The organism is Bdellovibrio bacteriovorus, from assembly GCF_041888015.1.
In the GTDB taxonomy this organism is placed as follows: Bacteria; Bdellovibrionota; Bdellovibrionia; order Bdellovibrionales; family Bdellovibrionaceae; genus Bdellovibrio.
Window position 1 is genome coordinate 2482651 of record NZ_CP168968.1, and the last position, 24641, is coordinate 2507291.

The 24641-nt window shown below is 49.1% G+C and carries 21 protein-coding genes; 14 read left to right on the forward strand and 7 right to left on the reverse strand.

Going from position 1 to position 24641, the window contains the following annotated elements; all coding sequences use genetic code 11:
- Positions 1-2 precede the first annotated feature (2 nt).
- Both ACES2G_RS11890 and ACES2G_RS11895 read right to left on the reverse strand, forming a co-directional pair.
- Complete coding sequence (locus ACES2G_RS11890) at positions 3-1991, reverse strand: tetratricopeptide repeat protein (protein WP_347359519.1); 1989 nt, start codon at positions 1989-1991, stop codon at positions 3-5.
- A 24-nt stretch (positions 1992-2015) separates the two neighbouring features.
- On the reverse strand, positions 2016-2954 hold the full coding sequence (locus ACES2G_RS11895) for a FecR domain-containing protein (protein ID WP_347359518.1): 939 nt from the start codon (positions 2952-2954) through the stop codon (positions 2016-2018).
- Between the two features lie 248 nt (positions 2955-3202).
- Between ACES2G_RS11895 and ACES2G_RS11900 the strand changes: the two genes are divergently transcribed.
- From ACES2G_RS11900 to ACES2G_RS11925, 6 genes are all read left to right on the forward strand, one after another.
- Complete coding sequence (locus ACES2G_RS11900) at positions 3203-5884, forward strand: RCC1 domain-containing protein (RefSeq protein WP_374000263.1); 2682 nt, start codon at positions 3203-3205, stop codon at positions 5882-5884.
- 110 nt (positions 5885-5994) lie between these two features.
- Positions 5995-6615 carry a uridine kinase gene (udk, locus tag ACES2G_RS11905; RefSeq protein ID WP_374001900.1) on the forward strand — a complete coding sequence of 207 codons (621 nt, stop codon included), beginning with the start codon at positions 5995-5997 and terminating at the stop codon, positions 6613-6615.
- 45 nt (positions 6616-6660) lie between these two features.
- Positions 6661-8418 (forward strand): OmpA family protein, encoded by a 1758-nt coding sequence (locus tag ACES2G_RS11910; RefSeq protein WP_374000264.1) that lies wholly within the window; start codon positions 6661-6663, stop codon positions 8416-8418.
- A gap of 83 nt (positions 8419-8501) precedes the next feature.
- On the forward strand, positions 8502-9131 hold the full coding sequence (locus ACES2G_RS11915; protein ID WP_374000265.1) for a hypothetical protein: 630 nt from the start codon (positions 8502-8504) through the stop codon (positions 9129-9131).
- Positions 9132-9214: 83 nt separating this feature from the next.
- Positions 9215-9586 carry an META domain-containing protein gene (locus tag ACES2G_RS11920; RefSeq protein WP_347358591.1) on the forward strand — a complete coding sequence of 124 codons (372 nt, stop codon included), beginning with the start codon at positions 9215-9217 and terminating at the stop codon, positions 9584-9586.
- Positions 9583-10338: a transporter substrate-binding domain-containing protein gene (locus tag ACES2G_RS11925; RefSeq protein WP_347358590.1), complete on the forward strand. Its 756-nt coding sequence runs from the start codon at positions 9583-9585 to the stop codon at positions 10336-10338. Before ACES2G_RS11920 ends, ACES2G_RS11925 begins: the two co-directional genes overlap by 4 nt.
- 4 nt (positions 10339-10342) lie before the next feature.
- On the opposite strand, the gene ACES2G_RS11930 is transcribed toward ACES2G_RS11925, so the two are convergent.
- Positions 10343-10726, reverse strand: a complete 384-nt coding sequence (locus ACES2G_RS11930) for a hypothetical protein (RefSeq protein ID WP_374000266.1) — start codon at positions 10724-10726, stop codon at positions 10343-10345.
- Positions 10723-10950, reverse strand: coding sequence for a hypothetical protein (locus ACES2G_RS11935; RefSeq protein WP_347358588.1), 228 nt, complete (start codon positions 10948-10950; stop codon positions 10723-10725). The genes ACES2G_RS11930 and ACES2G_RS11935 overlap by 4 nt, the downstream gene beginning before the upstream one ends.
- Positions 10951-11110: 160 nt before the next feature.
- Between ACES2G_RS11935 and ACES2G_RS11940 the strand changes: the two genes are divergently transcribed.
- From ACES2G_RS11940 to ACES2G_RS11960, 5 genes are all read left to right on the forward strand, one after another.
- Positions 11111-11299, forward strand: a complete 189-nt coding sequence (locus ACES2G_RS11940) for a hypothetical protein (RefSeq protein WP_347358587.1) — start codon at positions 11111-11113, stop codon at positions 11297-11299.
- Positions 11300-11367: 68 nt separating this feature from the next.
- Positions 11368-11742, forward strand: coding sequence for a hypothetical protein (locus ACES2G_RS11945; protein ID WP_347358586.1), 375 nt, complete (start codon positions 11368-11370; stop codon positions 11740-11742).
- Between the two features lie 182 nt (positions 11743-11924).
- Positions 11925-13499 (forward strand): L,D-transpeptidase family protein, encoded by a 1575-nt coding sequence (locus tag ACES2G_RS11950; RefSeq protein WP_347358585.1) that lies wholly within the window; start codon positions 11925-11927, stop codon positions 13497-13499.
- A 71-nt stretch (positions 13500-13570) separates the two neighbouring features.
- The gene (locus ACES2G_RS11955) at positions 13571-14863 is read left to right on the forward strand and encodes a beta-sandwich domain-containing protein (protein ID WP_374000267.1); all 1293 of its coding nucleotides are present in this window, start codon (positions 13571-13573) and stop codon (positions 14861-14863) included.
- Positions 14864-14999: 136 nt separating this feature from the next.
- Positions 15000-15986, forward strand: a complete 987-nt coding sequence (locus tag ACES2G_RS11960) for a prolyl oligopeptidase family serine peptidase (RefSeq protein ID WP_374000268.1) — start codon at positions 15000-15002, stop codon at positions 15984-15986.
- Between the two features lie 102 nt (positions 15987-16088).
- Here the strand turns inward: ACES2G_RS11960 and ACES2G_RS11965 are convergent, their stop codons facing one another.
- Entirely contained in the window at positions 16089-17369 is a 1281-nt protein-coding gene (locus ACES2G_RS11965) for a beta-sandwich domain-containing protein (RefSeq protein WP_374000269.1), read from the reverse strand.
- Positions 17370-17590: 221 nt separating this feature from the next.
- Between ACES2G_RS11965 and ACES2G_RS11970 the strand changes: the two genes are divergently transcribed.
- Together ACES2G_RS11970 and ACES2G_RS11975 are read left to right on the forward strand one after the other, a co-directional pair.
- Entirely contained in the window at positions 17591-18736 is a 1146-nt protein-coding gene (locus ACES2G_RS11970) for a hypothetical protein (RefSeq protein ID WP_374000270.1), read from the forward strand.
- 173 nt (positions 18737-18909) lie between these two features.
- A complete protein-coding gene (locus ACES2G_RS11975; RefSeq protein ID WP_374000271.1) occupies positions 18910-21468 on the forward strand; it encodes a DUF3656 domain-containing protein in 2559 nt (852 codons plus the stop codon).
- A 36-nt stretch (positions 21469-21504) separates the two neighbouring features.
- Here the strand turns inward: ACES2G_RS11975 and ACES2G_RS11980 are convergent, their stop codons facing one another.
- Together ACES2G_RS11980 and ACES2G_RS11985 are read right to left on the reverse strand one after the other, a co-directional pair.
- A complete protein-coding gene (locus tag ACES2G_RS11980; RefSeq protein WP_347358579.1) occupies positions 21505-21795 on the reverse strand; it encodes a chorismate mutase in 291 nt (96 codons plus the stop codon).
- Between the two features lie 34 nt (positions 21796-21829).
- Positions 21830-23047: a class I SAM-dependent rRNA methyltransferase gene (locus tag ACES2G_RS11985; protein WP_374000272.1), complete on the reverse strand. Its 1218-nt coding sequence runs from the start codon at positions 23045-23047 to the stop codon at positions 21830-21832.
- A 198-nt stretch (positions 23048-23245) separates the two neighbouring features.
- Between ACES2G_RS11985 and ACES2G_RS11990 the strand changes: the two genes are divergently transcribed.
- Complete coding sequence (locus ACES2G_RS11990; RefSeq protein WP_374000273.1) at positions 23246-24508, forward strand: JmjC domain-containing protein; 1263 nt, start codon at positions 23246-23248, stop codon at positions 24506-24508.
- The last annotated feature ends 133 nt before the right edge of the window (positions 24509-24641 follow it).

The following is a 24641-nucleotide window of genomic DNA, read 5'->3' on the forward strand; positions in this document are numbered from 1 at the left end:
AACTACTTACCCAGGATACTGTGGGTGAAGGTGAAAAGACTGGTCACAACAAATTTGTTGTAATCATAAGAGTCTTCATCAGAATCCCCCACATTGTACTGAACACTCATCAACCAATTCACATTGCGCTTTAAGTCCTTATTAAAGGCCGCAGTCACAATCGGGTTGGAGTCAATACGTGTGGTCACCGCTTCATCATAGTTCTGACTGGAGTACTCTGCACGCAAGCTGGCGTTACTTTTCCACCAAGCCGCAAAAGCGTAGGTCAGCCCCAGCGAGGATCTTTTATAGCGGTAATTACGGCCCTCGGCCTGATTCATCAGATAACCGGCATCGAGGGTTAAAGACTTCTCCCCTTTTAGATCCAGAATCCAAGTCGGCAGCAAGGTCACCCCATAACGAAGAGCGCTTTGATCATCATCACCGACAGAAGAATCCAGCAGGGTTTCTTCCTTTGAGACTTCCAGGCGAGCCGCCATCAGCATGTCACTTTGTACCGGGGCTGCCAAAGTGGTGTTAACGCCCAAAGATCGAATCACCTCAGAACGTGTGCCCCCAGTCGGGCTCATGTAGATACTGCGATAAGTGGGCACAAGCTCCCAGTTCAGGGAGCGCTTGGAAAATTCAAACTCCTTATGGAATGGAAGACTCAGATCTAACTGCAATGGATCAGCGGTTTGCAAAACTGCATCGCCTTGGAAGCTGGTGTTCGTGCTGTAATAGTCCGACACACCAATTTGCGTCCCAAAGTCAGAGGTCGGAGTACGACGCCAGATGGCCAAGGCACTGGCACCGTAATTCAAACGGAAGGCCTTCACATCGGTGGTCACGTTATTTTCAGCCACATTCAAAACGTTGCCGTCATAAACAGCCCCGACAAACCCAGTGAAACGGAATTTTTCTTTCTTACTTTCATAGAAGGCCTGCATTTTATCAATTTGATTAAGCAGGTCTTCAGCAGAACGATCCAACTGCGGGTCCTTGGAGTTATCCAGCACATATTCCATGCTAGAGCGAGCCTCCAGGAACTTCTGCTGCTGCATTTCAATGTTTCCGGCAAAGAACGAAGCCATAGGACTTAAAGTCGCATCGTTCTCGCCACGGATCTCGACAAACTCTTTGCGGGCTTTGTCATAATCACGCAGCTTCAGGTGATTCAAAGCAATATAATAATCTTTTTCCAATGACAGATCCGCTGGCACATCCGCCATGGACAAAGTCGCAAGAGATTTATTGTAGTTTTCAACTTTGTACAAGGTCACGCCATAGCGGTAGTAGTAAGAATCCTCTTCCGGGTCCATGTCGACAGCCATCGCGTATTTTCTTTCGGCTCCGGCATAGTCCTGTTTAGCGTAAAGCTTATCCGCCTCTTTCACCATATTGGCGGCTGTGTTTTTTTTACGGTTCTTTTCAGCCAGGGATAACGCCGCCTGCTGTTCCAGCATCAAAGCTCGTTGCTTGGCCTGCTCTTCCTCCAGAACCAACTGGGTCTTTTCCTGCTGGCGCTTTTCCTCACGCGCCTGTCTTTCCAGACGGCGCACCGCTTGCGGCGAAAGCACCTTGGCGGCCGGAGCCGCGACAACCGGTTTGGCTTTTTGTTTTTGCTCCTGAACAGCGACAAACTTGGCTAGTTCATCGGCAGACTTAAACAAGACAATTCGTTGGACCGTCTGACCGGGAATAGCATAGGCATAAAATGGAGCTTGACCGGGATCAGAAAATTCAAGAATCCGCGGACGGTTATCACCAATAAAGAACTGAATAATAAAGAATCCACTCCAGGGGCCGTTGGGGCCACCTCGGCGGTGCAACATCACTTGCGCGACCTTGCCGGATTCACTGTCCCGCACACGTAAAGGGCGGGAATCCCCTTGAATGGAATTATCCTGAAGCTCTAACTCTAATGATTGTGTCTGAGAAATCTTTGCATCCAACGCATAGGCTGAATTCGCAATAAAAACACCCGCAATACCCAAAGCTGCCAATTTCATAGATGTGTCTTCTTCTTGGTTTGATTATTGAGGAGTCGGACGAATGATGACCTTGGTTTTACCACCCGAACGCAGAACGTCCTTCACCGCCGTATCCGTATTAGGAGCCCGAACGGCAGTAGTTGGCGGCGCCACCACTGTCGTGCCAACAGGCTTGATATCTTGTGCCATCCCCATATCCATATCTTTGCTATCGATCATGGATGTGGTCGGCGCTTTCTCGGGACTGACTGTTGCTGGAGCTTCAGAAGCGATCTCACGGCTGGCGCCCGTTTCTGCCATCGGGGCTGCCGGTGGAAGGTTTGCTGCCAACGAGTCGTTTTCAATTTGTTTCATTTCTTCTTTAGGTAGTGCTTTTGGAGCTTCCGGAGCACTCGCATTCGGAGCCGTCGTTGTCATCTGGCCTTTTTTAACAATGACGGGATTTCCCATCGGGCGTCCTTGAGGATTGACGGCCATCACCGCCACAGATCCCTTAAAGGTCACAATCGAGGTCATGCTGGTCTTAGGATCGAAGCCCGTTTGGAATTGAGTCCCACGCACACCGGCAACGGCTGTTGGAGTTTTCACCTGGAACTTGTTCTTTTCCCCGTCATAGTTCTGCTCGACATTCGCACGCAGCTTACCGGCACCCAGTTTGATTTCGACATTCTTTTTCCCGGTCGTCGGGTCATTTTGATAAGTGGCAATTTCAATTGTTGTTTCAGGATTCAAATTCAAAACGTTGCGATCCGACATGACAATCTTGGCGCGAGAATCCGCGGCGGTGATCACCTTGTCCCCTTCATAAACCTTGGCACCCACTTTGGCTGCTGACTCAGGCTTACCCGGCGACTGGATTTGCACCCCACCCTTTACTACCATAAAGACACCGTACATTTTTTCTGCGGCAGAGGCCTGCACCGCAAGCCCCAGAACAAATAAACCCACAACCGTTTTAAAAGACGCCGTCTTTACGTTCATATCCATCCCTGTTGTTAACTATGATTTCATTTTAGATGAGAAATTCTTGGATTAAAAAAATACTTTGTCAGTTGTCTCGCTTTTGGACCGAGGTCTCAGTGCCTCGACTGGACTTTTATTGAGACAAAGTCCAATCATGTCGAACATGAAATCTTTCAGCTCTATTTCGGTACAGGGGCTTAGTTCAAGGATTCTTCAAGATCCCCCCTTCTATTTAGAAGGCCTATCAAAAAGCCGACAAGTAAAACATGAAAAATTATTCCGTTCTTCTGTTGTCGGGGCTTTTTGTCGGCCTTACAGGTTGTGATCGTTTGTCTTTGAAGGACTCCTCCAAAGTTCGTATTCAATTTCCCTCTGCACAGTCTTTAGCATCCAAAGCCGAAGCTTTTAGCACAACTGGTGGTACGACCAATGACGGTCGCCCGATCCCAACAGGGTTCACGGGCTCCACACCGATCAACTGTTATCTCGTGACAGTCACAGGCCCTGAAGAGGCTCTTCGTAAAAACACGTGCACGCGCGATGACAACTCGATGACTCCACGAAAAGTGGGCCCTTGGACTGGTGGCGTTCCGGCGGGCGGAGAACTTACCATGGAGGTTCCTTCCGGTGATGGACGCGAGTTCTCTATCATTGGTTTCCATGCTCCTGATGGACAATGCAAAGACTTTAAAGCTGCGGGCTTCGGCGATGGCTTGTCCCGCCCCTATATGCTAGGAGCAAAGCCAGGGCTTAAACTGCGCGCTGGCGAAACCATCGTCGTGGATGTTCCGATCACCTATGATCCTGACAAATGGTTTGATAGCTGTGACGGCCCGGACTTCCCTGAAGACTCCTCCGGCCCGGGCGGCACCACCACACCGACCAAACTGGTTTTGGAAAAAGAATGGTTCCCGGCCAACACTCTGGTTTCGGAGGCGTGTTCGTCCGTGGGGGTCAGCTTGCGTGACAACTCCGATCGCTCTGCCTCTATGCCTATCTCATTCACCTTCACCATGGCTGTGAATGGAACTGCAACACCGACTTACGGTTCCTACTCCGAATGCTCTCAGAACGTCGCTTCCTATCCGCATCAGTATGTGGCTCCAAATCAAAACTATGTTCAGGTGTACTTTAAAATGCCAGCCTACACCGGCCCGGTGACTTTTGATATTTCTCCAAGTCTGCCATTGCAGACTGTGGTGAATCCGATGGTGGCCGTGACTGACGGTCTGCATGGACTGGAGCTGGCGGGGCCACGCGATATCCTGCCGGGTATTTGCTATTCATACTCTTTGATGCGAAACCCTCTGGGTACCGGATCAAATTATTATATGTCTCCAGCGTCAGTATCGATCGCGCCGTCGGCCAACCTGACAGTATATTCAGATGTCGGCTGTACGACGCCTGTCACAACCATGACCATTCCGGCCCATTACAACAAAACCGATGTCTGGGTAAAAACAACTGCCACAACCGCAAGCTTCCACACGGTTCAACTATCAGCTTCCGGATTCTATACAGCCACACAAAAAGTTTACCGTGGATCTGGCAGCCCGGCCCCGATAGGTCTTGAGATCAATGGCCCCAATAGTGGCTTAATGCGTGGTGCCTGCTCTAGCTCCTACACCGCCCGCCTGGTAAATCAGTATCACACCACCGTTCCGGCCATTGCCGCCACAACGGTCAACTTTGCAAATCTGGGGTCGTTCGATTATTACGCCAACTCAACTTGCACCAACGGCTCTGAAATCACTTCGGTTTCGATTCCGTCAGGTCAGCACTCGGCCGTGTTTTATGCACGCCCAAAAACAAGTGGTTCACAAACACTCGCTATCAGTGGCGACACACTGTCGCCAAGATCTTATCAGGTTTACGTTTTGGGCGCTTTGGCCAACAGGACTCTGACCAAGCTCAGTATAAAAAGCGCAACTGTTTGTGCTGGCGACTATGACAAAAGCTATTGCTGGGGCAATGAAACCGCTGGCATGCTAGGTGCGGTCGCTGATACGACAATCCCTCAACAGGTTCAAAATGGATTCACCGGCCAGACCATGTTTGCCGGCTCCCAACATCTTTGTGCCATCCTTCCTGCGGGCACTATCCAATGCTGGGGAAAAAACGATTCCGGCCAAGTGGGCGATGGAACGACAGCAACAACTTCAGCCCCCGTGAATGTGGATGCCTCCACCTTCTATCAAACCCTCGATTTGGGCATGGCGCACTCTTGTGGTATCACCCAACCTGGAGAATTAAAATGCTGGGGCAATAACAACAACGGACAAGTGGGAGATGGGACCTCGACAACTCGGTTGACTCCAACCATTGTTGATCCAGGTGTCTACTACAGCAAAATTTCCGTCAGGTTTAACCATACCTGCGGTATCACCACCAGTGGCACACTGAAATGCTGGGGCTTTAATATGACCGGCCAATTGGGTGACGGGACCACAACAAATCGTTTCTCTCCGACTGTCATCGATGCTGGAACCACGTACAAGGACATCTCAACCGGTCTTTTCCACACCTGTGGGATCACGACGGCAAATCAGCTTAAGTGCTGGGGACGCAACACCTCGGGTGAATTAGGACTGGGAACCACGGTCAACCAAACTACGCCGATGTTTATTGATACCGGAGTTTCATACAACTCCATCAGTGCCGGCGAATCGTTCACCTGCGGAATCACGGCTGATCAAAAGCTGAAGTGCTGGGGGGCCAACCAATTCGGAATGCTGGGCCTTGGCAACACGGACAACCAACTATCACCCACTGAAGTTCTCTTCTTCTCCGCTTCGGGCGTGGCGCAGGTCGCAACAGGTGTCGGCTCCGCCTGTGCGATTAAAGCGGGCTCTTCTCAGCTCTTCTGCTGGGGGGATTCTTCCTACGGAGCTTTGGGTAACGGTCAGACAGCCGGACACTTCCCAAGTCCGATGATCGTGGATAAATAAATCGTCTGTTTTTTTGACAGCCCTGCAAAGACTGCAAACTCGACAAACCCCTATTGAAAAATGCAGCTAAAATATCGAAACTGCAAAGGTTCAACAGGGGTTTTGTCATGATTCAAAGACCACATATCATCGGTGTCGCAGGCGGCAGCGGTTCCGGAAAAACCTACTTCGCCAAAGAGCTGCAGCAGACTCTGGGCGAAGAAAACTGCACGATTCTTTATCAGGACAATTACTACATCGATCAATCCGCCAAGTTTGACGGCGATGGTGGCTCTGTGAACTTTGACCATCCTGCGGCCCTGGATTTCAGCCTCCTGGCTCAGGGCCTTCGTATTCTTAAAGCCGGTATCGCTCTGAATGTACCTATTTATGATTTTGTCTCCCATTCACGCAAAAAGGAAACACTGCTCAGCCAGCCTAAAAAAGTGATTATCGTCGATGGGATTTTGATTCTGCACTCTCACGAAGTCCGTGCGGAACTGGATGAGGCCATCTTCTTTGACACCCCCGAACACCTTCGATTTGAGCGCCGCCTAAATCGTGATGTACACGAGCGCGGTCGTACTCCTGAAGGAGTTCGCAAGCAGTTTGAACTGCAAGTTCGTCCCATGCATAATACATTCGTGGAACCGTCTAAAGAACATGCGCAATTGATCGTCAAGGATCTGGGCGACTACAGCCAAGCACTGGCGCAGGTTCAAGCCCGATTGACGCAAAAGTACTTGCTTTAACGTACGCGCCCCGAAAAAATAAGTGAACAGCAAAGGATCGGCATCATGCGCGTAACGACGGCTCTTCTTTCACTTTTGTTCCCCCTTTCGGCGATGGCCAATGTTCTGGGGGATATGCAAACTTTCTCTCCGAACACCGACGGCCTGGACTTTATTTCAGTTCACTCCGCCCGTCCGTTGCCACAAGGCTACTTTGTTTTCAGTAACTATCTGAATTTCGCCAAAGATCATCTTCTGGTTTATAAGACTTTGGGTGCTCAAGATCGCATTGACTATGAAGACTCCTTGTTTGAATACGATTTCGGTGTGGCCTATGGTTTTTCCGAAAACCTGCAGTTCAGTTTGCAGATGCCGGTTCTTCTTAGCCACTCTACCAAGGAACAAGATGGCGTCCGCGTCAACTTGACTGAAGGCATTCACAGTTTCCGTCCCGGCTTCAAGTGGACTTCCGCAGCAGGCAAAGACACCCACTGGGCCCTTTTGGGTTCCGTGGATTTCCCATTCCTGGAAAACAGTCCTTACACGGGCACAGACTCTCTTCCCATTTTCAATCTGGAAGGTGCCTACAGTTGGTCCAAAGCCACGCGCATTCAATCCATCAACGTCGGGGCCCGCGTAAGAAATCCGACCGACACGCCAGCGGATGCGCACATGTTCCCTCTGAAAAGCCAATTGACGGTGTCCTATGGTATTTCCGACAAGTTTTCATCCACAGCCCGCTGGGTGTTTGAAGCCTTTTCCAGTTATCCGCTAGATAAGGAACCCTACAAGGATGCCGTGGATGCGTCTTCCTTGGATTTATTGCTGGGCTTAAAACACCGCTGGTATAAAAATTTGAATTTTGACTGGGGCGCCACTGTAGAGCCCGGAGTCAAAACCCTGGCACCAGCGTATCGCGTATTTGCAGGTTTGGTTTACTACTGGAAGCCTGGTTCCAACAGCACTCCGTCCGGCGAAAAAACGGTCGAAAAGGCCTTTGTCATCGTTCCTGATGATAAAACCATCAACACTTTTGAGTGGGTTCAGTACTATGCTGAAGGCGACGTGCAAATTGAAAGCTGCCAAGTTATTGAAGGTCCGGGAAGCTTGAACAGTGCTTGCGAGTTCACATCAGACCAGCCGGGTTTCAGCCGTCTTGAGTTCCGCGACAGCTTTGGCCGTACCGTCACCCGCATGGTCACAATCCGCGAAACCACCGTTCGCAGCCCACTGCGCTTCACACAGAAAAGTTATGAAGTCTATACAGGCTCTTCCTTGCAGGTCGAAGCCGAAGGTGGTGAATCCCCTTACCGCTTTGGTATCGTGCGAGGCCAAGGCACTGGCCAAGGTACTATGGAAGAAACAGGCTTCTATGAAGCGCCTCTGCGTAAGCAGACTGTTTATATTCAGGTTACCGACCATCAAGGTCGCACAGCCAAGTCCACGATCAAAGTAATTGAACCACCGAAAGAGGATAAAGCCATTGACCTGTCCAATTTGGAATTTGTGTCTGGCAAAGCCCAACTGACGGATGCCTCCTTGGCCCAATTGCGCAAGAATTTGGAAAACTTGCGCCAGGTGCAGATCAAGAAATTGATTGTTGAAGGTCACACTGACTCTGTCGGCAGTGATGAGTACAATCAACGTCTAAGCCGCAATCGTGCTGAAACTGTGAAGGACATCCTAAGTAAGGAATTGGGCCTGGACAGAAAGAACATCGAGGCTATCGGATATGGGGAATCTCGCCCCGTCGCTTCGAATGACAACGCCACTGGACGCCAAAGAAACCGTCGAGTGGTCCTTAAAGTCTATTACAACAAATAAGAGCCTTTGTCTTAAAATGAGCTTACAAAGCCGGTGGACCTCCACCGGCTTTTTTTATAAAATAGCCTCAACGGGAGGCTTGTTTGAAAACGAAAAAATCGGACGTTTCCAAAGTTGCAAGCACACTTTATGATCTGGTGACAACCTCACCGACGTCCCATTTTCCCCCGGCTCTTGATCCGCACCAAGCATCGCAAGACATTATCAAGAAGGCCGCCTGGAAATCCGCCGGGGTCTCGGGCGCATTGGCCATCCCCCCCGGCCCGCTGGGCATGCTGACCATTTTACCGGACCTGTTGGCAATTTGGCGTATTCAAGCACAAATGGTGGCCGATATCGCCGCTGTTCATGGCAAGTCCGGATATCTGACTCAAGAAGCGATGCTTTTTTGCCTATTTAAGCATGGGGCCAGTCAGTTGCTGCGCGACGTGGTCGTGCGAGTGGGTGAACGTTACATTCTACGACGAACCAGTTTACGTATGATTGAGCGCATGTGTGAACGTCTGGGCCTGCGGGTCACTCAACGCATGCTGGGGGCCAGTATCTCCAGATGGATTCCTATTGCGGGTGCTGTTGCCGTTGGCTGGTACACGCGCTATGATACCAAACAAGTCGGTCAATCTGCCCTGGATCTTTTTTCCCGGGATATTGACACCGAAACCACGGAATTAAAGGATGTCGGCGACGATCTGACAGAAAGGAATCTTCCTTGAAAAAAGTCCTCTGCTTATTGCCCTTAGTCTTATTGTCCATTTTCGGCTGCGCAACCACAGATAAAGACACGGAGGTCGCTGCGATGACTCAAGAATCTTCCTCTGCCACTTTTAAAGATATCCGCTGGGAACTTGTCGAGCTGATGGGGCAACCTGTAAAATATGCCTCTGCGGATTCACAAAAAGTTTATATTCAGTTCAACAGCGGCGACAGTCGTGTGAATGGCAACGACGGATGCAATGCCTTTACCGGCGCTTTCGAGGCGAAAGAAGGTCAACGTCTTTATATCTCAAAATTGGCTTCAACAAAAAAACTCTGCATGCAAATGCCGACAGAGGAAAACTTCGCCGAGATTTTGCAAAGTATCGACAACTACACCGTCAGCGAGGGCATGCTGATTTTAACCAAAGCGCGCATGGCACCGATGGCCCGCTTTAAGGCAGTTGAACTATGAAACTGCGCTCTAGGATCTTACTTGGCTTTCTGCCCGTCTTTTGCTTCTGCGGGAATGCTCAGGCGAAATGGAAAAATCAGTCCTCACCAGACATTGTCTATCAGGGTATGACCGAAGACTTTGTTCCCTTCAACTATCTTGAAAACAATGAGATTCAGGGCTATGCCACCGAAGTGGTGCGCGAAGCCTTTAAAAGAGCGGACTTAAAAACACAATTGACCCTATGGCCCTGGGCCCGCGCTTACAGTGCTGCTCTAAATAAGAAAAAGCACTACGTCTTTTCCACTTCCCGCTCGGAAGATCGTGAAAAACTTTTTAAATGGGTGGGACCGATTGCCAAAGACTCGGTATACCTGGCAGCCCTCAGCACTTCAAAGCTTTCTGCCGCTAATGATTATCGCAGCTTTAAAAAACATTCTGTAGGCGGTCAGTTCGACGATTATCCGATTCAAGTTTTGCAAAAAGAAGGATTCAAAATCAGCATTTACCGCAACGAAGACGAACGCATGGAGACCTTTAAAAAAGGCCGTATCGACCTGGACATCGTCACCGATGGCAGCCAAAGAACCTATGAAAAGCGTTGGAACATCAAATACAAAAGACTGTCGTTCATGTACGCCACGGACTATTGGATGGCTTTTCATATCAGCACGCCAGATGTGGTGATTGACGCTTTAAATAGGTCTCTGCAAGAAATGAAGAAGGATGGCAGCACTCAGAAGATTGCCGATAAATATCTTCCCGCTCGATAGTTTCTTAAGGTTTACGGAATCTTTTGCGCACCAGACGGTCCACAAAATAAATGGCAGAACTTGAAACAAAGGCCGCAGCCCCCAGCCCACCACCAATGCCCTTCGCCAAAGGGACCAAGAACACGAAAATTAAGCCAAACAGCAAACTTGCCAGAAGCACTCTTTTCCATCCCATGCGGGAAGAGTCCGTCATCCCGACAAAAGTGGCACCAAAAAAGGACGCCTGCAAAGCCCCCACAAAAGGCACCGGCAACAAGCTCACCAGCAGAGAAAAGATCAGACTGACCCCGCTGGAAGCTCGCACGGTGGAAACCCGGGCCCGATGAACTAAAAAGAAGGTTGCCAGGCCTCCCAGCACGGACGCCAGCAAAATTCCAAAGATCATCATGTCCAGTACCTCATCGCGATGCCTAGCAAGGACGAGATAAAGGCAATCAACCCCATTCGTCCGCCCAAGCCCTTAAAGTAAGGACTGATAACGACATAAATTGTACTGCCCATCAAAGACACCAGAAGAATTTGCGCCGCCCCCGCATCAACGGTCTTCGACCCCATGGCGACGAAGGCGCCTGTGTGCCTCCGACCCCAGCAAGAGTTGATCAAAACGTCCATAAACAAAAACACTCCGCTGGACTGATAGAAATGAGAAGGGCTCCAAAAAGCCAATCTTCCGACTGAACAGCTGTCCAGATTTCAACCCTGGTCTGCGAATTCTACAAAAGATGCGCGTCTCCACTTTAAACTGTGAGTCAGCACAAAGGGAGACAAAGACATGATGCAGACTCTGGCCAATCTTAAAAATCGTCTTATCAAAGCTTACGAATTCATCAAGGAACTGGATCAAATCCCGATGCGTAACTTCCACGGGGATTTCTACGAAGAAAAACCGAAGACTCCACCTGCGCGCAGACAGAATAATGTCAAAGTCGAAGACCTGCGCCCCGAACCTCCTCAAGACTAGTCTCTTGTTTCTATGCATGCTGCGCGGGCTTCAGCTTCTCCTTAGAATAAGAACATAAAGGAGGAACTATGAAAGCACTCGCAGCCTTTCTCTTAACAAGCTTATTGGTTCTGCCCGGCTATGCCCTTAACAGAATCAATATATCACCCACTGATATCGACTATCTCAGTCTGGAATATGGAGAGGTCGAACTCAACAAGACCGCCATGGCCGAGATTGGTATCAATGCCCCCCTTGATCGCGCGTTGAATATCAGTGAGCTTCTGATCTATGGTGACATGTACGCCGCCACCACCGACTGCGGTGACACTGTCGAGGCCGGAGAATACTGTGTGATCGACATCTATTTCACCCCCACCGCCACCGGTGAACACTATGGAGAAATGTCCATCAAGACCAGTGAAGGCAATATTCTTCTGAAGCTCTACGGCACCGGAATCTAGTATTCACAAAATCCGGGTGAGGCGTATTGCCTCACCTTCTCTGAGGTCATACTGTCCTTTGCTTGGACATTCTTAAACAACTCGACCTTTCTTCGTGACTTTATACAGTCAGATCATTTTCGATTCTCGGGCCTGCGCTTTTTCCTAAAAATAGAGACTCAGCAAAAAAAAGGAGACCCACCATGTTCACAGCACGGCTTTCCGCGACCCTGGCTTTCCTTCTTTCCACTTTTTCCTTCAGCTGGGCGCTGTCCGAAACGGTTCGTTCAGCGCTGCATCCTCAGGCAGCAGCTGACTATAATGCTTTACTGAACCAGATGGATTTGCGCAGTCTTCGTGAGGCCAGCCTCAATGCCTGGCGCCATGGCGTAAATCCAAAAATCTATTGGACTGATTCCATGGAGTCGCTGCTCAATACAGGAAACACCACGAAGCTTCGTCCCCTGGCCAATCAATCCTTCCTGCGCCTTCTAAAGGAAATCCATCTAGGCAGCGTCAATCCACAAAGCGCCGGCCGGGATATCAAATTTATTCAGAAAGATTTTTTGACGCCGAAACAGCTGCAAGTCGTGATCTTGACTGCCGCCGAAGATCCCAGTCGTTTACTGGATCTTATTTCCCCACAAAATGCCCCGTATTTGGCCGTCAAGTCTGCGATGGAAAAAGTCTATCCTTCTTGCCTCTCTGGTCAGTGGCAACCGATCATTCCCGTGAACACCACCCTCAGATTGTTTTCGCAACATGCGGTGATTCGTGAAATCAAACAAAGGCTGGCCCTTCTGGGATATGACTTTAAGATGATAGACGATCGCTTTGATGGCGATCTTCTGAATGCGATCAGCGATATCCAGTGGAATATGCGGATCAATCCTGATGGGGCTATTTCACCGAATGGAAAAGTGTGGGCTTTCCTTTCCGTGTCTTGCATGGAACGTGTGCGCCAACTGCAAATCGACATGGAAAAAATGCGCTGGTTCCCCCAATACTTTGAAAACCGCTATGTCTTTGTCAATCTGGCTATGTCCTATTTCATCTTGATGGATCAATCCACCGAGTGGACCCGGGTCATGAGCTTCCGCACCGTCAATGGCCGTCCCGCCCGCAAGTCGCCAACCATGCGGGATGAAATTGTCAAAGTGATCATCAATCCGTACTGGGTGGTGCCACCGACTATTTTCTATGAAGACAAAGTCAACGATCTGGCAAATCTGACCAGCGAACAGATTCGCGAATACTTTAACTCGCACCACTATGAAGCGTGGTCCAAGGATTTTCGACGCAAGATGGATCCGACTGAGATCGACTGGAAAGGCATCGCGGAAGGTCGCGTGGAGCCGGACGTAAATATTCGACAACTTCCTCATCTGGGAAATGCTTTAGGTGTTTTAAAGTTTGATCTGACAAATTCCTTTGCCATTTACCTGCATGACACCAATCAAAGGGAGTTGTTCGACACACCCAGCAGGCAACTGAGCTCGGGCTGCATTCGTCTGGAAAAACCGTTGGACCTGGCAGAGTTTCTGCTGGAAGACACACCTTGGGATCGAAAACTGATTGCTGCCATGATGGCGCGACCTGGAGAGATCGTCACAAAATCCACAGAGATCTCTGTCCCCAGCTATAAAAAGACAATTGTCTATACGGCGTATCTGACTTCGATGATGAGCTCTGACGGGGTTGTACGTTTTGTGACAGATCTCTATGGGCAGAACAAGGCCATCGCGGGCAGTCTGCGCGGTTTGTTCCAAGGTGAATAATCTGTAAATTGAATAGGATCAACAAACGAAGTACGAATTTGGAATGCAATAAATTCGAAAGGAGTTCGAACATGTATTTACGTTCTGCTGTTCTCGCCCTGCTCGTTCATGGACAAATAGCTTTCGCGGCACCGGAGCCGCCAAAGTCCGATCTACCCAAACCACCAGCGCCCCCGACCCGCCCTACCGAGCCGCCACAAGCTCCTCAGTATGAAGGTGTCGGTCGCATTGATCAAATCACTCGCGATCGCGGGGGGGACCTGTATCGCCTGGATCTGATCAAATCCCTGCCGTTAGTTCGCCTGGAAGCAAAGTCCAAACTAGGCCGTATGAAAATCTATTCAGTGGCTCTTGTCACCGACAAGAGTGAGAAGATTCAAGTACGTCAGTTTGTTGGCCTTACTCTGGATGAAGCACAGGCTCCGCTAAGTTCAGAGATGTTCCAGACATCCGTCAACATCACTGGTATCGAAGTCTTGGCTGAGGCCATGGGCGGTGAAGCAGCTTTGGAAATCAAAGCTTTCTCGACCAAGGAAGCGCCAAGGCTAACGTTAGGCAGCCGCATCCCTTCATTCTCGTGCAAACGCAACATTGATGCACTTCTGAAAGACAAACTTGATCCCGTGCAACTGTGGGTGAAACGTGCAGAATCCAGCGCTCCTGGCTCGGTTCAGGAAAAGTTTGCTGGAAATCAACTTAAGGAACAAGTGAAAGACTTCGTCGCCACCATGAACACAGCGGGCAGCTATACGTCTCACACTTACCTGGTGACGCTGATGAATTTCTTCGCGGATCAGTACAATGCAGTCCGAGCTGGTGGCGTCTCAGAACCCGCCTACAAAGACCTGCTGATGGCGACATACGATGTGTTGGTGATTGCGATCCAAAATGAGCTGCCTTGCCGTCGATATCCAAGTGACGTCCTCTTGGGCGTAGCCATGGACTTCAACAAAAAGGTAAAGTCCATGCCGGCCGATGGACGAGCACGCCCTCTGTTCACAAACATTATGAACAAAGTCCGCGACTTTGCGCCAGAACAATATCGCAAAGAAATCGCGGCCGCTAATCTGAGCTTCCGGGAATCTGACAACGAAGGCAGCAAGTACTTCAAAATGTATATGACTGCTCCAGACGGCGATTTCCTGAAGGACACCAACAAAAACATGAGCGCTTATGCCTTTGTGATGGCAGAGCAGGCTCTGAAACGTGAAGTCAAAATGATGGACATTGAGCAGCGCTTCCAGCTGATCGTTGAATATCAAGGTAAAATGAACAGTGGCACAGAGATCCCACAAGCTGTGGCCGCCAGATATCTGAATATTCTGGCCGAAGAAACCTACGGATTCCCGTTATTCTTTGAATAAACGAAGATCCCATCAGGCCGGGGCTTTCCCCGGCCTTTTCTTTTATGGAGTCCCTTACTTAACCTTTTCCTGACAGACAATTTTCTCGACATCCTCGGCCATTCCATGATTTGTTAAACCTGCCTTGGAGATCGTCATGATTGAAAGCCTTTGCACACTTCTACTTCCTTTATGCATGCAACTTGCCAGTCCACTGCCGGCTCCACCGCTGAAATCTTATAATATTGATCCCCAAGGCATCACGATTTCTGGAGTTTCCTCTGGAGCCTTTATGGCGGTACAAATGGACGTTGCCTATTCTGCCACGTTCCAAGGGGTGGCCAGTGTTGCCGGTGGTATTTATTGGTGCGCAGAACAAGATGCCGAAAAAGCCACTGAAAACTGCATGAAGAATCCTGCCGCCATCGATAGTTCGATCATGATCAACAAAGCCCGTGATCTGTCAGCCCGACAAAAAATTGACGATCTTCATCATCTGAAAAATCACAAAGTTTTGATCTATGCCAGCCCCAAAGATGAAGTGGTGAAAATGGACGGCGGTCTCAAGCTGCAAGACTTCTACCGGGCCTTTACCCCGGATTCCCGCATTGAATTTCTTAGCACACCTGAAACAGCTCATGGTTTTCCGACGCTGGATCGTGGTGGCCCTTGCCACACCGGGCGCCTTCCGTGGATCTTGAATTGTGACTTCGACATGGCCGGAAAAATCCTAAGCACCTTCTATGGACCACTGAATGAACGAGGCTCTCAGGACCTGCGCAACCTTCATCGCTTTCATCAGCATGAATTCGGCGATGCCGAAACCCCTTTGTATCGCGATGGATGGGTGTATGTCCCAACGGCCTGCGCTGCGGGTGCTCCGTGCCGATTGCATGTGGCTTTGCATGGCTGCCAAATGAACCCTGACTTTATCCAGCAGCGCTTCGTCTCAGAGGCCGGTTACAACGAATGGGCCGAACGAAACTTTATCATCGTTCTTTACCCTCAGTCGGCCCGCGATCAGCGCGGCAATCCCTATGCCTGCTGGGATTGGTATGGTTTTACTGGTGAAGACTACATCACCCAACAAGGCAGCCAACCCCAAGCCCTGATGAAAATGATCCATCGTCTGAGAGGCCTTTGATGTCCGCCGGTGACTGGAAGGAAATGTATCAGGCGGCGCTAGAACAAAAAAACCGTGGCTATCCTAACCACGGTTTTTTTGTTTTTTGGTTTTGCCGACCCTTTATTGACCCAGTGTACTTCTTAAGAAATTACTATGATCGGACAAGATCACAAGATACTTCATCATGGTTTCTTGTGGATAATTGGCCGGGTCATTATATTTTCCCTGGAACTCTACAATCAGCTGGTAAGTCTTTTCATTGTCCAGAGTTTTCACTTCTTTCATCAGGGCCTGTTCTGCCAAGGCATATGCCGTTGAGCTCATTTCCTGATAAGTCCCCTTCAGGGCACTGTCCGCCTTGCTGGCCACAAATTGCTTATAGAACTTATAGCCTTCATTGTCGGCCTGACGGAACGCCAAATTCTTTGTCGCAAGCTCTTTACGGTATTGAGTCGGGATGAACTTCCCAAGTTTTCCGATCATCATCTCATACATCTTACGAGCACGGCTGTCGGGCTTACTGGCTTCCTGCTTCTTCTGGAAATCAAGTGTGATCTCTATTAAAGCATCACTGGAAACCACACGGCAGGTTTGCTGGATCTGGAAAGATGCCAGGAAGATGTCGAAGGTCTCTGTAGCCATGGCCTTATAACCTTGTTCAGATGCACTGCCAACTCGACTTGCATTATGACGGTCCGTAAAGAAGTTTAGAAGTGTGAGCGTATATTCGGTCGATGCGTAGGAATCCTTTGACTCTTTCAACGTGGTGATAAAGTCCGCCACATACTTGGTGAATTCTTTGCTGGCGTATTTTTCTTGCCAAGAATCCGCGGCACTGGATTCGGCACGCCCTGCCCACAACTGCACCACATCTAGTTTTTCTTTTAATATGGCGTCAAATTTTTTACTGCATGAAAGTTCATCACGAGGCACAAATTGTGGAGCTTCCTGATTAGAAACCGCGGTGACCTCCAAACCAGCGGATCCCCCCATGGCTTCTGCCTGAATTTCAATCATAGCTATCCCTCCCGGCATAGTGAGGGCTTCTGATACCACTGGCTGATCCGTTTCCGACATGGTGATATTGGCAAAGGCTTTGATTGGAATACGTTCTTGTTTATCCGTTATCAAAGTCATTGACGTGATTTTCAATTTCCCCTTGGACTTCGCCTTCACCGAAGTCAATGGCAGAGGTTTGGCCAGATCCAGTCTGTACATGGCTCCACCCGTTTTCCGAGTGATATCGCTGATGCGGCCTACGCCTTCAAATGAAGCATAGGGGTCTGCTGCCGCTACCCGATCGGCACCGCTGGTGTAAGTTTCCACTTCGGCCTGAACAAGTCCCGGAGCCTGAAGCACTAAAACAGAAGCTAAAATTCGCTGCGCCCAATGACGTTCCATCTTGATTCCTTTCCATTAAGTTCAATCGACTTTTGTCTGAATAAAGATTGGAAACGCTAAATTCAAAAATCTCGAACAAAGAATGAAGCCGCTGCTTAAAATCAGTGGAAGACGGTGTTAACTCACAGCCTCCCCCGTTGGAGAACAAATTAAAATACAATATTTTGTTTGCGATCTCTTCATGGAGGTTATGTAATAGTCCTCGATATCATGGAGGTTTTATGTCCGTTCGTTTTCTTATCGCTCTTCTTTCGGCTCTGTCCATTCAAGCTCAAGCCGATGTTAAACCCTATATGGATCAAATGCTTCAGGAGATCTACACGCTGAAACCGTTCATCGTTTCAGAGGTGGACTACCGCGATCCTAAAAATGCCCCGGTCATTCAAAAATCTTTGCAAAATATGGTCGTGCTTAGCGAAAAGATTTCCCATGAAGGTAAAATCAAAAACTCCGGGTTTGCGATTTCCGGCCGTGCCATGAACCAGCAACTGAAGGAAGCCGAAGTTGTTTATCGTGTTGGAAACAAGGACTACTCGCTTTGGATGCTGCGATCCACACTGAGTGTTTGCATGTCCTGCCACACCCAGCTTCCCAGCACTTCGACAAAATTTGATTTTGCAAATAAAGACCACTTCCTGAAAAAACCATTCGATGAAGCTGAGTTCTTGTTCATCGTACGCAACTTTGACAAGGCCCTGCCTCTTTACAACGAGGTTCTGACTGGGTTCCCGAAAAAGGATCCTTCCGTTGAGCATGTGGAACAAGCTCTATCCCGCAAGGTTTACTATTACGTCCGAGTCCAACGGGACATCCCGGGATTCATTCAAAGTCTGCAAAAAGACCTGACCAACAAAGAACTTCCTACGTTCCTTCAGGCTCGCATCCAAGGATTGATTAAGGCGGCGAACAAAATCAAGTCCCAGCCTTATCCTGACTTCAACGAAAAACAAAGCCAGGATCTGCGCAGCTTTGCCCAGAGCAATCTAAAAAAAGAACTTGCGGGCGACTTTGAAATGAGCGCGGAACGTGAACTGACATATCTGAAGGTCTCAAGCGTTCTGTACAAGTATCTTGATCAGCATCCTCAAACCTCCCTGAAGCCGGATATTCTGTACTGGCTTTCCTTCTGCGAAAGACGTTATGAGGAAAAGGCGCTTTATTCCATGCCGGAACTTTATCTTAAGCAATGCGTGCTAGAACATCCCGAATCCCAAGTCGCTCCATCCTGCCTAAAAGAGTATCAAGATCTGATTCAGATGGCCTACACGGGGTCTTCCGGCACACACATTCCTGAGGATGTGCAGAGAGAAATTGAAAGTATGAAAGAGCTGATCAAAAAAATGACAGCTAAAAAGAGCCGCCCTTAATTGGGGCGCTCTTGCCTCAATATCCTGCATTTCTCGAAATCCCATGATAATTCCACCACTTAGGAAGATTATCGTGGGATCAAAGCCCTCCTCACACCCTCAGCCATTTTCCTCAGTGTTTCTAAGGCCAAATTCCCCTTGTGCAGAGAGCGGGCCTTAGCTAAAAACACGCCATGGAAAAACAAAATTTGAAACGTCCCGAACTGCTACTTCCCGTAGGTACCAAAGAGATGGCCATGGCCGCCATCCACAATGGTGCTGATGCTATCTTCATGGGAGTACCCGGCTTCAATGCCCGTGGTCGCAGCTATGACTTTCAAATCGAAGAGGTCAAAGAGATCATCGACACCTGCCATCTGTATGGCGTGAAAGTAAACTTGGCCTTCAATATTCTGGTCTTCCAAAACGAGCTGCACAAAGCCGTCGAAGTTCTGGAAAAGATTCTTCCTCTAAAACCCGATGCCTTTATCATCCAGGATCTGGGCTTGGTGCGTCTGCTTCGTCAAATGGCGCCCAACCAACGTGTGCATGCCTCTACGCAGATGAGTATCAGCAACGCCGAAGCCATTCAGTGGTTGGACGATTTGGGTATTCAGCGTTTCGTTTTGGCGCGGGAAAACTCGATCAAAGAAATCCAGGCAATTAAACAAAATACCAGCAAAGAGATCGAAGTCTTCGTGCATGGCGCTTTGTGTGTAAGCTACTCAGGCCAGTGCTTCACCTCGGAAGGTATCGGTGGACGATCCGCCAACCGCGGTCAGTGCGCGCAAAGCTGCCGTTTTAATTATGAAATGCACGTTGATGGTGAAAAACGTGATCTGGGTGGCAAGTCCTTCCTGGTGTCTCCGCAAGATCTGTGCGGCATCAACGAAGTTCCAAGTCTTTTGGAAGCTGGTGTGGATTGCTTTAAGATCGAAGGCCGCCTGAAGACGCCTGAATATGTGGCAACAGCGGCTCGCAGTTTTGATGAGGCCATCGGCTCCTATCAACGCGACCAAGCTTTGGCGAATCCGATTCTATTGAAAAAACAAATGGCCACCGCATTTTCTCGCGGCTTTTACAGCGGCTGGTTCCACGGCGTGAATCACCAGGAACTGGTGGAGGGCACCTTCAGTGCGCACCGTGGGTTTGAGTTTGGAAAAATCCTGCGCGTGAATGGCAGCTCATTGGAAGTGGAGATCACTGAAGACAAAGCGCAACAGGGTCTGAAAGCTGACTTCATTCAAGCCGGTGACGGGATTCTTTGGGTTTACAAAGACCGCAACGGACAAAATGCAGAAAAAGGCGGCTTCGTCTTTGCGGTGAAAACCTTGTCGCCAAGACGCTTTGAATTGGAATTCTCGCGCGAGATTTCCATGGATGGCATGTATGTGGGCGCTCGTGTCTTCTACAACCATGACAAAGACCTAAAACGTGACGTGGCTTTGAGTGTGGAAGACAAACAAAGAAAAAAACGCGTGCCGGTTTCTATCCGCGCCGAAGCTTCTTTGGGTCACCCCTTGAAAGTCGAATATTCTGACGGGAAAAATACGGTCACGGCTTATTCTGAAAATATCTGCGAAGCGGCTAAAAACAAGGGCCTGAATTCTTTGGACCTGCGTGAAGAGCTGTATGCTTTGATGGGTAGCCCCTTCCGCGGCGAAGGCTTCGCGTGTGAGCTGGACTCCACAACACCACTGTTTATCCCGAACAAACAAGTCAAAGAACTTCGCCAGAAGCTGGTCAAAGAATTGACCGATCTGCGCATCAAGAACGGCGCGGATGCCGAGATGGCTCCGCAGGGTCAGGTTTTGCACTGGATTGACGCCAATAAAGTGGCGGCCAAAGCCAAGCCGGGCCTGAAGCTGAACCTTCTTTTGCGTGACAAAGAACAAGTGGAAGATGTAGCAAAAGCTATTGCCACGGGCGAGCTTGCAACGGCTGGTATCAACCTTGTGATCTTGGATTTTGAGTTCGGTTTGGACTTTGAACCCAGCTTGAAAGTTCTGCGTGAACAAGGCATGAAGGTCGCGATTGCCACAACTCGTATTTTAAAACCCAACGAACACCGCAACGTCAAACACCTCTTGAATTTGAATCCAGACGCGATCCTGGCCCGAAACCTTGGCGCTGTTCAGTACTTACAGGCTAACTCTTACGCCGGTCAAATTCTTGGCGACTTCAGTTTGAACGTCGCCAATCACCTGACGGCGCAATACCTGTTGGACAAGGGCCTTTCCAGCGTGTGTTTGGGCTATGACTTAAACCATGTGCAAGTGGCTGAACTGATTCAAGCCGGCCAAGCTGAACGCTTTGAAGTCACCGCTTACCAATACATGCCAAGTTTCCATATGGAGCACTGTGTGTTTGCGGCGTTCCTTTCCAAAGGCACCAGCTTCAAAGACTGCGGCAAGCCTTGTGAAAAGCATGAAGTAAAACTGAAAGACCAGTTCGGCAACTGGCACCAGATCAAGCCAGATCAAGAATGCCGTAATACCATGTACAACGGCACCTCACAGTCGGCCGCCCGTTATATCAAGGAATGGGAATCCCATGGCCTGGGTTATGTGCGCTATGAAGCTTTGAAAGAGCGTGGTGCCGAGCTGATCTCGAAAATCCAAGGACACTTGGACTTTATCAGCGGTGAAAAAGATCTGGATTCTTTGATCAAGGATCTGGGGAACGTGGAAAGCTACGGACTTTCAGAAAGCCACTTCCAACGCGAAAAAGAATATCAAAGCCGTAAGAAGTAAGTATTTAAGAACAGCTCTGAAGACCTCAGAGCTGTTTTATTTTGTAGGGTATTTGGACTTTAGATACTTCTCGTATTCACGCAAAATAGAATTCATCGTGCCTTTAAGAAGCTCGGCAAACTGAGGATCTTGAGCAACTTGAGCCGGATCAAGATTAACAAAACTCTCCAGGATCTGTTCTTCCCGTTCCTGATTATAAAACGGCAAGCCCTGCTCTTGTTTGATCTTCCAGACCGCCATGGTCAATTCACGACGGCGCACCAGCAAAGCATGAAGCTCTTTATGAACCTGATCAATTTCCTGACGAAGACTGGCGATGCTGTCCACTTTTAAACCTCTTTAAATCAAACTTAAGAAATAACTAATCCAAACGGAACAACGCGAACTTCAAATAACGAAGCTCTTCCATCGCCATCGGATACGGGTGATCCACCGGCTGCCCGCCTTGATATACCAGCGTCGCCTTCTTGCGCGCACGAGAAAACGCTTCCTGACAGATTTCCATAAAATCTTTAGTCGAGATATGGCTGGAACAAGAACTTGCCGCAAACAGCCCCTCAGGGTTTACCAGCTTGATGGAATTGGAGAAAACCTTGGTGTAAGCGGCCTTGGCCTGCTCTACAGATTTTTCGTTCGGAGCAAAGCTTGGTGGATCCGTGATCACGAGGTCGTATTTTTTCTTTTCGGTGTTCTGCTTTTCCAGATACTCGAAGGCATCAGTGGCGATGTCATGGTGAACCGTCGTGAGCCCATTGATTTCAAAGTTTCTGGCGACAGCTTGAATGGCCACTTTTGCGATGTCCACGCTGGTGACTTCTTTGGCTCCGCCTTTAGCGGCGAAGATCGAAAAACCACCCGTGTAGCTAAACAGGTTCAAAACTGTTTTTCCAGCCGCAAAGTGCTGAATCATCTTGCGGTTATCACGTTGATCCAGGAAGAAGCCCGTCTTGGCAGCATCACGGATGTTAGAGGCAAAAAGCACTCCATTTTCCAGGAACTGTACTTCAGGAGCGAGTGTGCCCACGATGTTCGTGCCTTTTTCATCGGCATCATTACGGCGTTTCAGATAAACACACGTGATTTGCGGGAAGGCGGCTTGGATCTTTTCAGCAATGGCTGTGGCGTTCCAGGTTTTTTCCATGATGGCGTGATCGTGTTTAATCACGGCGGTGTTGTTATAAATGTCGATCACAAGACCTGGGAAGCCATCGCCTTCGCCATTGATCAGGCGGAAAGAGTTGGTGACAGAAAGATCGAAGGTCTTACGAATCTCGAGCGCCTTTCGCCACTGGCTTTCAAAATAAAGCTCTAGTGTGCGTTTCATGTTGTTACGGCGGAAGATAGGCTCATCAGCCAAGACCAGAACGCGGAAACGCAACTGCGTGTCCCCTTGCCAGATTCCCAGGGCCAAGGCTTCCCCCTTGAAGGTCAGTAAATGAATGCCGGACTTAATCGAACGACGTTCTTCGAAGCAATTGGCAAAAATCCAGCGGTGGCCCTGTTTCAGGTGCTTGGTGACGTCCCGCTTGAGCTCAATGGTCAAAATCGGGTCTTCAAATGTAACAGGGGCTGCGTTCATGAGGGGGTTTCTCCAGAGGGGCCTTTTTATGATAAATCCTAGGTAATCACAAGGGGTTATGCGGCCCATTCCGGCTCGTGGGTCAAATTTACAAGGCCTCTCAAGGGGCTGATTTTTTTAGGGTGCTTTATTTGACTCTCAAGGCGATCTCAACGAATCTCCGGTCCTATCTTTTCTTGTCCTTGTATTGGAGTTCCCTTGGCTAAACCTCCCCCGTCCCCTGCGACCCCGGCTTTGCTTGATCAAAAGTTTTGGCGAAATTTTGCCAAGAATGTGTGGGAGAAAAAGGCTCTGGTCTTAAAGAGCGTAAAATCCGGTTTACTGGAGATGACTGATGCCGAGATCTTTGAGCTGTTGGTCCTGTACGCCGATCGCTGCCGTGAACTGAATGACCCGACCGGGTTTAAATTTTTCATTGATGGCTTTAAAGCGGAAGAAGGCGATGTTCTGCAGGTGTTGCCTGAAAAAGAGGATAAGTCCCTTTTGGGCTATCATACCCGCATGAAAGCCATGTTCCCGGATTATTGCCTGGTCTGCGATGAGCTTTTGCAAGTGAATCTCAAAAAGCAACCTCTGCTGACTGAATTCACCGACGAGCTTTATCGTCATGTCGGCTTCCCGAATCGTTTTTCTGAAATGGGTTTGTACTTGGGGAATTACCGTAAAACTCCGTTCGGTGTTCATGTGGATTCTTGCGGGGTCTTTAGTTTCCCAGTCGCTGGCGTGAAGCGCTTCCGTCTTTGGGAACCAGAATATGTGAAAAAGAATCCATCTTTGGATCGAGCGTTTAAATACGATAAGCACAAAAAAGCATCCCAGCTTTTAGAAGTAAAGCCTGGGGATATGGCCTATTGGCCGTCGTCGGCGTGGCATATTGCTGAATCCGATGGTTCCTTCAGCGCCACCTGGAGCCTGGGAGTTTGGGTGGATCAGCCGCACAAAGAAATGGTTTCTAATTCCCTCAAAAATCTGCTGAATAAAAAAATCGGAGCTGCGGGGAACAAGGTGACAACGGCGTTTAAAAACCTGCACAGCGGTTCCGGCGAAGTCAGCGAGCTTCCTGAAGCTTACCGTCAGTCGATGGAGCTCTTGAAGAATCTGACCGCCGAAGAATTGCAAGAGACTTTCTTGAAGTCTTGGATGCAACATATTTCCATGCAAGGGTTTAAGACGATTCCTTCGACAGCGAAAAAGATCACGGCCAAATCCGAAGTGCGCCTGCGCAGCGAGCGTTCATTGATCTTGTGGCAACAAAGTCTGACATCCAAAAATAAGATCTATTTCTGTTTCGGCGGAGTCTTGGTGGAGAGCAAAAAATCCGGTGGCTTGATGAAGCTGGTGAAAGCTTTAAATGCGGGGGAAACTTGCTTGGTTGGTGCATTCTTAAAAAGCTCTTCTCTGACAGAGGAGCTAGACTCTTTGCAGGCATTGACTAATGCGGGAGCTCTTGCGAATTCGTAGCCTATCTTAGGTCCGTCTATGAATTATGGGAGCCCTTGTTTTTTTCTTCACAACAAGTCTTGGTCTCCATCCCCCAGGTCGTGTTTTTTCCCTCAAGTTTTGTTGTCCACAACAGGTTGTGTTCAAATATTAC